Genomic DNA, 12984 nt, shown 5'->3' with positions numbered 1-12984 from the left:
CAAATATAGTTTTAACTAGGGTATTAGGTAGTCTAAATCAAACGAGATGGCGATCCATTGCTGTTGCCAATTTTGCATCAGCCAGAACTGCTCACCCTGGTAAACCGTGATCCTTTGCGGCTCCTCGATGCCAACATACCATACCTCTATCGTCTCAGGCATACCCAACGCCCCTTTCATCGCTTCAAACATTTCTGGTTCAACCAAGGTTCCCTCAAGCATTCGCCACCGCTCCATCAGCTCAGAGAGCGCCTGCTTGGAAAGATTCAGATTGGATTGCCATTCACCATTTTTCGACTGGAACTCGGCATGCTTGAAGTATAGCGCCTCAATGGCGTGGCTCGGGTCAAGGAGCTTGGGATGAGTTGACGATACCTCTGCCTCAGGCTGAGTATCATCAAGTAAATACGATTGGATCAACTTGGGTCCATTAAGCAAGACGATAAATGCCACAATGCCAAGGATCAGATAATTATTCCAACGCCGCTGACGCTGGGTCGAACGAACTCGCATGTCAATCTCCTTGAATATGTGCATTGGTACAATCGCGTTAACTCTACGAGAAATCTAACCAAAAGACGAAAAACGAGAACCCAACCTGAGTTGGCGATGTCAAGTGTCTCACCCCCTCGAGCAAAGCGTTCTCGCAGTGAAACGACCTCGACTCTTGTTATTTCAATTTTGCGATCTCTAGTATTTTTTTGTAGTTTAGGTCCATGATGTAATCGACGTCGAGTAGCATTGCGGTCTCGCGGCATTGCTCTCTTATTACGGTGTCGCCTTTGGCAATTGCCCAGCGCTTTAGTTCGGCTGCAAATGCTTCTGGGTCTTCGGGCTTAGCTAGGATTGAGGATACCTTGTCGTTGAGGACCTCTTTGGCGCCACATTGCTCGGTGGTGATCACGGGAGTGCCACACGCCATGGCCTCAATCGCAGTAAAGCCAAAGGGCTCATAACGCGTTGGAAGGACATAACAATCTGCCAGCGAGAACAAATGTTCAGGGTCCTTTCTCTCACCAAGGAACAAGCACTTATCGAAGATGCCTTGCTGGCGGGCAAAGTCCTCAAACTCTTTTTGATTACTTTCGCGTCCCGCAACAATAAAGTTGTAATCTAGATCCAATTTGGCAAGCGCTGAGATTGCAAAGCGCAGCCCTTTGCGCTCATAGCCTGTCCCCAAGAACAAAAATGTCGGCTTTGCAAAATCCAGCCCGAGCTTATCCTTTAGGGTTGCTACCTCCGACGGGTAGCGACTGCTATCAAATCTGTGGGTATCAACGAAATTGTGGATCACTGAGATCTTATCTTGTGGGACAGAATAGGCCTCGTGTATCTCGCGGGCACTTTTGTGCGAGTTGGCGACGATATGCTTATACGCGCCTTTTGCCATCGCCCGGCTCTCAATCTTCAGGGCGATTCGATCCTTAAGGCGATTACCCTTTTTCTGAGTCGCTTTTAGGAAATGGTAATGAGTGCCGCCGCCAATACGTAGCATGTCATGAGACCAGGTTTTGCCCAGTGCATAGACAAAGTCGTAATCCTCACTCGCAACGTGTTTCTCAACCGCACGGGAAAAGGCCCACATACGATGTGCTTTACCAATACCAAACGGGCTCAGTACCACAAACTTGATGTTAGGATGAGAGGGCTCAACATGGGTGCGACAGATAATTGTGACGTCTTCACCCTTCGCCGCCAAGTAACGTGACAAGTTGTTTAAGAATAGTTCGGTACCACCCGTATTGGCATGACGCATATGAACCAGCGCAATTTTCATTACAATCCCTTATTTTCAAATAGTACTTGGTAGTCTTGATTTGCCATGATGCTTTGCTTGTGCACTTCTTTTTCAAATGATCGCTTCAAGCGCTGCCAATTGGCCAGCTTCCAGTCATCGCCGCTTTGCTGATGACATTTATCAAAATCGATGATCCACACCTTTTCATCCTCATCGATCAAGATGTTATGAATATTAAGATCGGTGTGATTGACCTGAGCAGCATGCATTTTTTCAATTTCTGCAGCAATCTTGTGATAGACAGTGGCGGATAGACTTTGTTTGCTGAGAATGGAGACGAGATCTTGAGAATTGGCAATTTTCTCACTCAGCAGATCGGCTTGGTAAGTCAGCACACTTTTTACGACCCGCGCTGCGACTGGCCTTGGCACATTGACGCCGGCCGCTTTAAGCACCTTAAGTAGCTCGAACTCTTGTCGTGAGCGTGTTTTGGCTTCACCTTGATACCAGTAGCTGTCATTGACCAACTTGCCAAACAGGCCACCTCGTCGATAGTGGCGCAGCGCTGCCTGAATGGTATCGAGTTCAATAAACCAAGTTGTACCTCGCCCGCTAGCGCTGCCAACGACTTTATCCTGCGCTTGCCAGTAATCGATATCAAACGCACGCTCGATATGCGCCTCATCAATTAATAATGGGTCAAACCAGACAACCTGATCATCAAATTTCCGTGTTTGCATCAACTCTACTCGCGGGATTAAGTGATGGTATTTTACATTTCTTGGGTGCAACTGCATAATTCTTATTAATCAAGATTGTAGAGTTTACTCCATGCCGTTGTTCCACTCACCTCCTCGCTCCCTATGTATTCTTCGCCTGTCTGCGATTGGGGATGTTTGCAATACTATCGCTACTGTCCAGGCTATCCAGGCTCAGTGGCCGAACGCACAAATCACTTGGATAACGGGCAAATTAGAAGCCAAGCTTCTCGAAGCAATAGAGGGTGTCGAGGTCATCGTTTTTGATAAAAAGGCGGGCTGGCAGGGCTATCGCCAGCTTTGGCGCCAACTCCGTGGTCGCAAGTTTGACGCCCTTTTGCATATGCAATACGCGATTCGCGCCAGTGTGGCGACTCTGGGTATCAAAGCAAGATATCGGCTCGGCTTTGACGCTGCACGCAGCCAAGATCTACAAACCCTCTTTACCAATACTAAGGTGCCCTCACCAACATCACCGCATGTCGCTGATGGCCTGATGGCCTTTGCTCATACCTTAGGTATCAAGGCTGACACGCTAAGCTGGTCCCTCTCCTACTCAGACCAAGATCTCGCTTGGGCTCAGCAACAGCTGGATCCGCACAAGCCAAACCTGGTTCTCGTCCCAGCGGCAAGCAAAGCATACAAAAATTGGTCAGCCGAGGGCTATGCAGAGGTAATCGAGCATGCGCGACAACGCGGCTGGAACGCAGTCCTTGCGGGCAGCCCAGCTCAAGTAGAGCGAGACCTTGCCGAAAATATTCAGGCCAAGCTCACTGAGCCGTGTCTAAACCTGGTTGGTGAGAGCTCGCTGATGCAAATGCTTGCTCTGATAGATAAAGCCCAGGCCGTTATCGCACCAGACACGGGGCCAGCTCATATGGCAAACGCGATGCAGACACCGGTTATCGGGCTTTATGCTCACCATAACCCGCTGCGCGTTGGTCCCTATCACTACCTTGATTATGTTGTGTCGGTTTATGAAGAGGCTCTGCACGCTGAAACTGGTAAGCACAGCACTGAGCTCGATTGGCGCACGCGCGTGAAAGACAAGCAGGCTATGCAACGCATTACCCCGCAGGCTGTGATTGAAATGTTTGATAAGCTGGTAGAGGACTTCTACCCGAGTGCCAGCTAAAATCTTCGGAAAATGAACAAAAAGGAAAAACCCTTGCCTAAACCAACGTTAGCTGTGGCACTGATCGTCAAAAACGAAGCCAAACACCTCAAAGCCTGTTTAGAGACAGTCCAAGGCTGGGTGGATGAAATCGTGATCCTTGACTCTGGCAGCAGCGATGCCACTGAGCAGATTGCTCGAGAGTTTACCGATAAGTTCTACACCAACCGCGAGTGGCCGGGCTTCGGTAAACAGCGTCAGCTTGCTCAGGACTATGTCGAGTCTGACTTTGTCCTTTGGCTTGATGCAGACGAGCGAGTCACTCCTGAACTAAAGCAAGCAATCCTTGGCGCAATCAGTCACCACCAAGACAAGAGTTTGTATCGTATCAATCGCTTAACTACTGCCTTTGCCAAAGAGATCAACTACTCAGGTTGGTCGCCAGACTGGGTTGTTCGCTTGTACCAAACGCGCGACACCCGATACAACAATGCGCTGGTTCATGAGAGCGTGGTAGTTCCAGAAGGCTATCAAGTCGTGTCGCTGGATGGTCGCCTTAAGCACTTCACCTTTGAGCGATTAAGCGAATATACCCGCAAGACCCAGCTATATATGCAGTCTTGGGCCGACCAACGAGAGGGCAAGAAAAAATCATCATTAGCTGGGGCTATTCTGCACGGCTTTTTCCGTTTCTTTAAGATGTATGTACTGAAACTTGGCTTCCTAGATGGCAGACATGGTTTGATGCTGGCGATCCTCAGCGCCAACACCACCTTCACCCGTTATGCTGATTTGTGGCTTCGTGACTACGTTAAAAACAATCAGGATAAACAGCAATAATGAAGATCTGTCATGTCAATTTAGCTTCTGGCTATCATGGTGGGGAGAATCAAACCCTAGCGCTTATCAAACAGCAGGTGAGCCTTGGCTATGAGCTGACCGTGGTTGCTAACCCTAAAAGTCCGTTTGCTGATGCTATGCGCCGGCTCGACGTGAACTTGGTTCTGGCTTCCCACTTTACTCAATCTCACTCAAAGCAGATCACTCAAGATTGCGCTTTGATCCATGTGCATGAGGGACGGGCTATCTACTGGGCACTGATACAACACCTGCTGTATGGTGTTCCATACCTTGTCACACGCCGCATCGATAACCGACTGAAACGAAAATGGCTCGCCAACCTCGCCTATAACAAGGCATCTGCAGTTGTTGGTCTAAGCTCAGAGATCGTTCGCCGGATTAAAGAAGCCTATCCAGCTCTCACCACATATTGCATTCCCAGCTCGCCGGTTAGCTACCCTACTGACCAGAACACCGTTTATGCTCTTAAGCAGCGCTTTAAAGGTAAGTTTATTGTGATCCATGCAGCCAATATGGTTAAGCACAAGGGGTTTGATATCACGGTTAGCGCGGCCCGATTGCTTGCGGAGCAAAATACCAATATCCATATTTGTCTGCTTGGGGACGGCAAAGAGCGTGCTGAGCTAGAGGCTCAAGCTGTTGGTTTAACCAATATCAGCTTTGAGGGCAAACAGTCCAATATGGGCGATTGGTTCACGGCGGCGGATCTGCAAATCCACCCTTCTTACACAGAAGGATTAGGCTCAGTTATTCTCGAAGGGATGGAAGCGGGTCTACCTGTTATAGCAACCGAAACAGGAGGGATCCCAGATATCATTGAGCATGATTATAATGGCATGTTACTCCCCGCAGGCAGTCCGGAGCAACTCGCTTGCGCTATCCAAGATATGTCTCAAGATCGTTCTCGCCGTGAAAGATACATTGCACACAGCAAAAAGACCCTTGAAAAATTTTATATTCACAACACGGCTCAGCAGTACAGAGACATTTACCAGAGTGTAACCCAATGAAGAAAGTGATCTACCCAGGAACCTTTGACCCAATCACCAATGGGCATTTGGACATCATCACCCGCGCTGCAAATATGTTTGATGAAATCGTCATTGGCATCGCTGAAAGTCCTTCAAAAAAAACCTTGTTCACTCTTTCTGAACGTGTGGAGCTAGTACAAAAAGCAACCCAAGATTTGTCTAATGTTCAATGCGTTGGTTTTAGTGGTTTGCTTGTTGATTTTGCCCAACAGCAGAGAGCTAACATCCTTGTTCGTGGACTGCGAACCACTGTCGATTTCGAATATGAGTTTGGTCTAACCAGTATGTACCGCAAACTGCTCCCCAACCTAGAGAGCATTTTTCTTACTCCAGCCGATGAGTATGCCTTTCTCTCGTCGACCATAGTTCGAGAAGTTGCGATTCACGGTGGAGACGTACAGAGATTCGTACCAGAAAATGTTAGTTTGGCCCTGCAAGAGAAGCTAAATCAATGAGTCTTAGAAAGTTCAAATACTATACCTACAACGGCCTACTCTCTGTTTTGCCGCGGCATTTTTTCTATTGGAAGAAAGCTCGCCTCTTATCTCGTTTATCAAAATATGATGAGTATGAAATAAGTAGTAGATTGAACTATTACAACAAGTTATCGATGCATTTCGACAGCACACAAAGTGACTTTTCCATTAAAAATTTTCGTAAGACAGGCGGAACAACCTATTACCTCGACCTAATAAAAGTCATCAAAGGATTTGAGCCGAGTTTTCGCTTTGACTTTGCTCCGGGTGATGTCACCAAAGTCCCCATGCGCCCTAGCTTTGTGAAAAGTCGGCCTATCAGTGAGGATAATACTAACGCTGTATTGCTTAAACTGAATGCTGTGCGCCACTTTAATTTTGTTGATGATAAGTTAGCCTTCCAAGACAAACTCGACAAAATTGTCTGGCGCGGGCTGGGTAAAAAACCACATAGAAAGTTGGTGTTGGAGAAGTTCCACGATCACCCTATGTGTGATATCGGAAGAGTCGCACCTATTGAAGGAGAGCCCTATGAGAAAGGCTTTCTAAGCATCGCTGAGCAATTGAAGTATAAGTTTATTCTGGCCATTGAGGGCAACGATGTCGCAAGCAACTTAAAGTGGGCGATGTCTTCTAATTCAGTCGTAGTGATGTGTAAACCTAAGTACGAAACATGGTTTATGGAGGGGAGATTAGTTGCTGGAGTGCACTACGTCCAAGTGGCTGATGATTACTCTGATTTGGTCGACAAACTCAAATACTACTCAAGCAACCCGAGCAAAGCACAAGAAATCATCTCGAATGCTCATCAATGGATAGCTCAATTTCAAGACCCAGAGAAAGAGCAGCTACTGTCACTTCTCGTCGCTAAAAAGTACTTTGAGAATGCAATGTAACTCACTACAGTGACCAATGATCAAAGTGGAAATCGACGAGATAACGCCAATTTTGTGTAGCGCCGAATAATAAAAAACCCAGCTCGAAAGCTGGGTTTTAACACAATCTACAAGAAAGCAATCAATTACTTGATTTTCGCTTCTTTGTACATAACGTGCTGGCGAACAACTGGATCAAACTTTTTGATCTCAAATTTGCCTGGCATGTTACGCTTGTTTTTGTCAGTTGTGTAGAAGTGACCAGTACCAGCAGATGATACTAGACGGATTTTCTCACGAATGCCTTTAGCCATTGCCTAATTCCTCTTAAACGTTTTCGCCGCGTGCACGGATGTCTACAAGAACAGCATCGATGCCTTTCTTGTCGATAATACGCATGCCTTTAGCAGTTAGACGTAGTTTAACAAAACGTTTTTCGCTCTCTACCCAGAAACGATGAGTTTGTAGGTTCGGCAGAAAACGACGCTTAGTAGCATTTCGTGCGTGTGAACGGTTGTTACCCGTTACTGGACGCTTACCAGTTACTTGGCATACTCGGGACATGAATGTCTTCTCCAAATCGTTTCAGCTCGATATCAACCTTGGTGGCCGAACCTCTCCATTTCTAATTGAACCAGAAGTTAGAGGTAAAAACCGTTATGGAAAATCCATACAAGGCTATCAAAGGTCGCGCATTATACTAACTTGACTAGCATTGCTCAAGACCCGAACAGATCCTTTTTGCAGGTTTTCGTGATCTTTTTTTGAGCAGAGCTGAAATTAGGTTAAAAATTGTCGAAGGATTGTAGCAGATTTCGTGCCTTGGACAACTAAAATTCATGATTTTCCTCCAAGGCGCTGAAATTAGACTAAATCGACGTTTAGTAAGGCTTAGAATTTGTCACATGCTGCGCAAATTTCTGGCTAAACTGTACAAATTCACAGTTAAATGATTAACTATTTCTAATCTTTACACAATTTCGAGTTGCTATGTCTCAGCTATTGTCTGCTATCCCGCTGACCTCCCTCACTGGTGTAGGAGCGAAGGTAGCTGAAAAATTAACCAAGATTGGTCTCAACACCGTTCAAGACCTACTCTTTCACCTGCCACTGCGCTATGAAGATCGCACTCGAATCTACCCAATGGCACGGATTCACCCTGGCCTGTGGGGCTGTGTAAAGGGGCAAGTGATGAGTACCGACACCATCTTTGGTCGCAAAAAAATGCTCACGGTAAAGATCAGTGATGGTAATGGCAGCGTGACACTGCGTTTCTTTAATTTCACCGCTGCGATGAAGAACAACTTCAGCCAAGGCAAAACCGTGGTCGCCTATGGTGAATTTAAGCGCGGTAATATGGGACTAGAGATCATCCATCCAGATTATAAGCTACACACAGGTGACCGCCCTGAGCAACTCGAGGAGTCTTTGACACCGGTCTACCCCACCACCGATGGTCTGAGACAAGTGACGCTGCGCAACCTGACTGACCAAGCAATCAAATTGCTTGAGGGCAGTGCGGTGCAAGAGCTGCTGCCTTCCGGGTTATATGATCACCAGATCACACTGGCACAGGCGTTACATACCATCCATCGTCCACCACCGAACCTTGATATGCAGCAGTTCGATGATGGGCGCCACCCAGCGCAGTTGCGCTTAATTTTAGAAGAGTTGATGGCACAGAACCTGTCGATGCTGTCTGTGCGCTCACAGGGACACAAGGATGCAGCATTACCATTAGCTAAGGTAGAGAAGCTTAAACAGCAGCTACTCGATCTTCTCCCCTTTACCCCTACCGGAGCACAACAGCGTGTGGTGAGTGAGATCGAAGCGGACCTTTCCAAGCCTCATCCTATGATGCGCCTCGTTCAAGGTGATGTCGGCTCCGGCAAGACCCTAGTAGCCGCTCTTGCTGCGGTTCGTGCCATTGAGCATGGCCATCAAGTCGCTCTAATGGCGCCGACTGAGCTATTGGCTGAGCAACATGCTGTTAACTTTGCCACATGGTTTGATTCGATGGGCATCAAAGTCGGTTGGCTGGCCGGTAAACTCAAAGGCAAAGCGCGCGACAAGCAACTCGAGCAGATAGCTTCGGGTGAAGCGCAAATGGTGGTGGGCACTCATGCTCTATTTCAGCAACAGGTTGAATTTAAGAAGCTTGCACTGGTGATTATCGACGAGCAGCACCGCTTCGGCGTCCATCAGCGCCTTGAACTGCGTGCCAAGGGCGAGCAGCAAGGTGTTTTCCCCCACCAGTTGATCATGACCGCCACCCCAATCCCGCGCACCCTTGCCATGACCGCTTATGCAGACCTTGATACCTCGGTTATCGACGAGCTGCCACCGGGGCGCACGCCGATTAAAACCGTGGCCATACCCGATACCAAGCGTGATGAAATCATTGAACGCGTCAAAAGCGCCTGTGTTAATGAAGGCAAACAGGCTTACTGGGTATGCACCCTAATCGATGAGTCAGAGGTTTTGGAAGCACAAGCAGCAGAAGAGATCGCTCAAGAGCTAAGTCGTAAGCTGCCAGAAGTCAAAATCGGTCTAGTACACGGGCGAATGAAGCCCGCTGAGAAACAAGCCGTGATGCAAGACTTCAAAGACAACAAGCTCCATCTCCTAGTCGCCACAACGGTGATTGAGGTCGGCGTGGATGTCCCAAACTCGAGTCTGATGATCATCGAAAACCCAGAGCGTCTGGGACTGGCCCAGTTACACCAGCTACGCGGCCGTGTCGGCCGTGGCTCGGTCGCCAGCCACTGTGTGCTGCTATACCACTCCCCACTGTCTAAAACCGCTCAGAAGCGCTTAGGTGTGCTTAGAGAGAGCAACGACGGCTTCGTCATCGCCCAGCGCGACTTAGAAATCCGCGGTCCCGGCGAACTGCTAGGCACCAAACAAACCGGCCTAGCCGATTTCAAGATCGCCGACCTGGTGCGCGACCAACGCCTGATCCCCGAAGTCCAACGCCTATCACGCTATGTACACGATAACTATCCTGACAATGCTAAGGCGATTATTGAAAGGTGGTTGGGGGAGAGGGATCATTACGCTAAAGCCTAGGAGCAGAGGCGAGAAGCGAGATTCGAGAGGCGAGGAAGTCTCTCGCACTTTGTTAGTTGGGCATTCAGTTGGCGAACATTTTACGACCTGTAGGTTCCAGCAAAATAAAGATAAATCCCCCTACTCCTACAAGACCAAATATTGAGCAAAAAAACCTAAGATCAGAAGCGAGAGCTGTGTTCGCTTTGACCAAGACAGCCAAGTGTTACACCGCCTCGAGCGAAGCGTACTCGCAGTGAAACGGTCTCGACTCTCGACTCTATTTTTTAGTCGGGAAACTAATCTGCGCCTTCAACCCACCCTCGCGGCGGTTATTGACCACGATCGCGCCGGAGTGTTGGCTGACGATGCGTTTGACGATGGCGAGGCCCAGGCCGGTGCCTTCGCTGCCGCGGGCGGTGTCGCCGCGGGTGAAGGGTTCGAAGAGCTTGCTGATTTGATCGTCGGCGATGCCGGGACCGTTGTCTTCGACGGTGATTGAGACCAGCTTGGTGTCTGCAGTCATGCCAGTGGAGATTTTTATCCAGCCGTTGCCGTAGCGGGTGGCGTTGACGACCAGGTTGGCAACGGCGCGTTTGATGGCGATGTGGCTGCCTTTGGCGTGCATGACCTCGTCGCTGAGCAGCGCCTCAATCTCGACATCAGGGCCATATTCAGCAGAAGCGACCTCTTCAACGATATCGTTAATATCCACCGCCACAAACTGATCGCTCTTGACGGGTTTGAGGTAGTCCATGAATTGACTAATGATCTCGTTACACTCTTCAGTGTCGCTGATGATCCCCTCGGCTAGGTAACTGTCTTCTGGCGACATCATCTCGGTCGCCAAGCGAATGCGCGTGAGCGGGGTACGAATATCATGGCTGATCCCCGCCATCAGCAAGGTACGGTCTTCTTCGAGCTCTTGAATGCCTTTCGACATCTGGTTAAAGGCATGCGTCACCGAGCGGATTTCCGTTGAGCCACGCTCAGGCAATGGCTGCGGGATCTCGCCTCGGCCAACTTTTTTCGCCGCCTTTTCCAAGGCGAGTAAGGGACGATTTTGCAAACGAACAAACAGCCAGCCACACAATACTAAGACCAGTGCCATAAACACGCTGTTGTAAAACAGCGGAGTAAAGTCCTCTTCTTGCAGCTCAGTAAGCGGGATACGGATTACCGAATTGGGCAGCGCCTCAATCTCCATCCACAGTACATAACTGTCTTCACCCAGACTCAAACGCACTTCGGTTGGATGACCAAGCTCGCTACTCATGTCCTCGCTCATTAGATCAATACTCATCGCATCCAAGTAGCGCTGACCGATTTCACTGTCTGAGGTGTGGAGCGTTACACCAAGCTCTTCAAGTACCTGACGACGCTCTGGCTGATCAAGGTCTAAACTCTGCTGATTACCAATCATCAATTGGATTTCATAGCCAAGCAGTTTGTTAAACTGACCCAAGCTCGGCAGCAGCGCATAGTTGAAAACCGCATAATACGAGTAGAGCTGACTGGCGATCAAGATGGTCAGAAACAGGATAATCGACTGAGTAATTGAGCTGCGAAAACGCATAGTAGTCCCTAAGTTGTGATCCCTAATGTGCAAAAAAGGCGCCCCTATGAGCGCCTGTCGTCAATTCTGTTGCAGTTTATACCGCTTTGCCGTCTGGAACAAAGACGTAGCCTAGACCCCATACCGTCTGAATGTAGCGCGGCTTACTTGGATCAACCTCAAGCATGCGGCGTAGACGCGAGATCTGCACATCAATTGAGCGCTCCATGGCCGAGTATTCACGTCCACGCGCCATGTTCATCAGCTTATCGCGCGACATTGGCTCCCGCGCATTAGTCACCAACGCTTTAAGCACCGCAAATTCACCGGAAGTCAGGGGCATTGGCTCCTCGCCACGGAACATCTCACGAGTGCCAAGGTTGAGGCGAAACTCACCAAACTCCACCACGGCTTCTGCAGAGCTTGGTGCGCCTGGCGCTTCGACGTTTTGTCGGCGCAGTACCGCTTTGATGCGCGCGAGAAGTTCACGGGGGTTAAACGGTTTTGGCAGATAATCATCCGCGCCAACCTCAAGGCCAACAATACGGTCAACCTCATCGCCCTTGGCGGTCAGCATCAGGATTGGCAGCGTGTTATTGGCATTACGCAAGCGACGACAAATCGACAAGCCGTCTTCACCTGGCAGCATCAGATCCAGCACCATCAGGTTAAAGCTTTCTCGCGTTAAAAGACGGTCCATCTGCTCACTGTTTGCCACACTGCGTACTTGGAAGCCTTGCTCCGTTAGGTAGCGCTCGAGCAACGCACGCAAACGCGCATCGTCATCGACCACTAGAATCTTGAAGTTTTCTTGCATGAAACCATCCTACTAAATAGGTTATTACTCACCCACTGTTCCAACGCAGGGCAAAGTAGCATCCGTTGGGGGCAATTATTATCGCTAAAATGTAACACTTTTCGCTGTGAGGCGCTGTGGTTAATTGTTAATGAGTATTTCTTGTACAAACTAGCTATATAAATCGGCCTAAAGCCCCGATTTATCGTACTCGATGGCATTCACAAACCACTCTTTCGGCCCTTCTGGAGTGTGCACCACAAACTCGTCATCAACCTCTTTTTTCAGCAGCGCTCTGGCCATGGGAGAGTCGATGGAGATGTAGCCTTTTGAGTCGCCGTAGATCTCTTCAGGTCCAACAATACGAAAGCGCTTCACGTCGCCCTGCTCGTTCTCAATCTCAACCCAAGCGCCAAAGAAAACCTTGCCCTCTTGCTGGGGAGAGTAATCGACAATGGTGACTTCAGGGAGGAACTTACGCAGAAAGCGCACCCTGCGGTCAATCTGACGCAACAGGCGTTTATTAAAGGTGTAATCAGCATTCTCACTGCGATCGCCAAGGCTGGCTGCCCAGGTGACGATTTTGGTCACCTCAGGGCGCTTCTCATGCCAAAGGTGATCATGCTCTTGCTTGAGCTTATTGTACCCCTCGCGGGTAATCAGTTTTGTTTTCACAGGCGTTTTTACAACTATTTACGGGCTTATTTATTGGGCAGCACCACCATGTGCCGC

The 12984-nt window shown here is 48.9% G+C and carries 14 protein-coding genes; 6 read left to right on the top strand and 8 right to left on the bottom strand.

Annotation, left to right across the window (positions count from 1 at the left end; translation table 11 throughout):
- Positions 1-15: 15 nt before the first annotated feature.
- The 3 genes from ACZ5R2_RS03085 to ACZ5R2_RS03075 all read right to left on the bottom strand — a co-directional run bounded on the left by ACZ5R2_RS03085 (position 16) and on the right by ACZ5R2_RS03075 (position 2478).
- The gene (locus ACZ5R2_RS03085) at positions 16-513 is read right to left on the bottom strand and encodes a hypothetical protein (protein ID WP_464900985.1); all 498 of its coding nucleotides are present in this window, start codon (positions 511-513) and stop codon (positions 16-18) included.
- 157 nt (positions 514-670) lie between these two features.
- Positions 671-1777 (bottom strand): glycosyltransferase family 4 protein, encoded by a 1107-nt coding sequence (locus ACZ5R2_RS03080; RefSeq protein ID WP_464900984.1) that lies wholly within the window; start codon positions 1775-1777, stop codon positions 671-673.
- On the bottom strand, positions 1777-2478 hold the full coding sequence (locus tag ACZ5R2_RS03075) for a 3-deoxy-D-manno-octulosonic acid kinase (RefSeq protein ID WP_464900983.1): 702 nt from the start codon (positions 2476-2478) through the stop codon (positions 1777-1779). The genes ACZ5R2_RS03080 and ACZ5R2_RS03075 overlap by 1 nt, the downstream gene beginning before the upstream one ends.
- Before the next feature lie 97 nt (positions 2479-2575).
- Here ACZ5R2_RS03075 and ACZ5R2_RS03070 point away from each other — a divergent pair, with 97 nt between their 5' ends.
- From ACZ5R2_RS03070 to ACZ5R2_RS03050, 5 genes are read left to right on the top strand one after another with little or no spacing between them, the layout of a single operon-like run.
- Positions 2576-3631: a glycosyltransferase family 9 protein gene (locus ACZ5R2_RS03070; RefSeq protein ID WP_464902296.1), complete on the top strand. Its 1056-nt coding sequence runs from the start codon at positions 2576-2578 to the stop codon at positions 3629-3631.
- Positions 3632-3643: 12 nt separating this feature from the next.
- Positions 3644-4450 carry a glycosyltransferase family 2 protein gene (locus ACZ5R2_RS03065; protein ID WP_464900982.1) on the top strand — a complete coding sequence of 269 codons (807 nt, stop codon included), beginning with the start codon at positions 3644-3646 and terminating at the stop codon, positions 4448-4450.
- Complete coding sequence (locus ACZ5R2_RS03060; RefSeq protein WP_464900981.1) at positions 4450-5481, top strand: glycosyltransferase family 4 protein; 1032 nt, start codon at positions 4450-4452, stop codon at positions 5479-5481. Before ACZ5R2_RS03065 ends, ACZ5R2_RS03060 begins: the two co-directional genes overlap by 1 nt.
- On the top strand, positions 5478-5957 hold the full coding sequence (gene coaD / locus ACZ5R2_RS03055) for a pantetheine-phosphate adenylyltransferase (protein WP_464900980.1): 480 nt from the start codon (positions 5478-5480) through the stop codon (positions 5955-5957). The genes ACZ5R2_RS03060 and coaD overlap by 4 nt, the downstream gene beginning before the upstream one ends.
- Positions 5954-6874, top strand: coding sequence for a glycosyl transferase family 90 (locus tag ACZ5R2_RS03050; RefSeq protein ID WP_464900979.1), 921 nt, complete (start codon positions 5954-5956; stop codon positions 6872-6874). Before coaD ends, ACZ5R2_RS03050 begins: the two co-directional genes overlap by 4 nt.
- Positions 6875-6999: 125 nt before the next feature.
- Here the strand turns inward: ACZ5R2_RS03050 and rpmG are convergent, their stop codons facing one another.
- Positions 7000-7167: a 50S ribosomal protein L33 gene (gene rpmG, locus ACZ5R2_RS03045; RefSeq protein ID WP_002535344.1), complete on the bottom strand. Its 168-nt coding sequence runs from the start codon at positions 7165-7167 to the stop codon at positions 7000-7002.
- Positions 7168-7180: 13 nt separating this feature from the next.
- Positions 7181-7417: a 50S ribosomal protein L28 gene (gene rpmB, locus ACZ5R2_RS03040; protein ID WP_004728407.1), complete on the bottom strand. Its 237-nt coding sequence runs from the start codon at positions 7415-7417 to the stop codon at positions 7181-7183.
- 426 nt (positions 7418-7843) lie between these two features.
- Between rpmB and recG the strand changes: the two genes are divergently transcribed.
- Positions 7844-9922, top strand: coding sequence for an ATP-dependent DNA helicase RecG (recG, locus tag ACZ5R2_RS03035; protein ID WP_464900978.1), 2079 nt, complete (start codon positions 7844-7846; stop codon positions 9920-9922).
- Between the two features lie 259 nt (positions 9923-10181).
- On the opposite strand, the gene envZ is transcribed toward recG, so the two are convergent.
- The 3 genes from envZ to greB form a co-directional block, all read right to left on the bottom strand.
- Complete coding sequence (envZ, locus tag ACZ5R2_RS03030; RefSeq protein ID WP_464900977.1) at positions 10182-11477, bottom strand: two-component system sensor histidine kinase EnvZ; 1296 nt, start codon at positions 11475-11477, stop codon at positions 10182-10184.
- Positions 11478-11553: 76 nt separating this feature from the next.
- Positions 11554-12273 (bottom strand): osmolarity response regulator transcription factor OmpR, encoded by a 720-nt coding sequence (gene ompR / locus ACZ5R2_RS03025; protein ID WP_438459798.1) that lies wholly within the window; start codon positions 12271-12273, stop codon positions 11554-11556.
- A gap of 168 nt (positions 12274-12441) precedes the next feature.
- The gene (gene greB / locus ACZ5R2_RS03020; RefSeq protein ID WP_438459797.1) at positions 12442-12927 is read right to left on the bottom strand and encodes a transcription elongation factor GreB; all 486 of its coding nucleotides are present in this window, start codon (positions 12925-12927) and stop codon (positions 12442-12444) included.
- Positions 12928-12984 lie beyond the last annotated feature (57 nt).

It is taken from the genome of Vibrio sabulosilitoris (assembly GCF_055391395.1).
The sequence above is the reverse complement of the archived record's forward strand: the minus strand, read 5'-3'. Positions and strand labels throughout refer to the sequence as shown.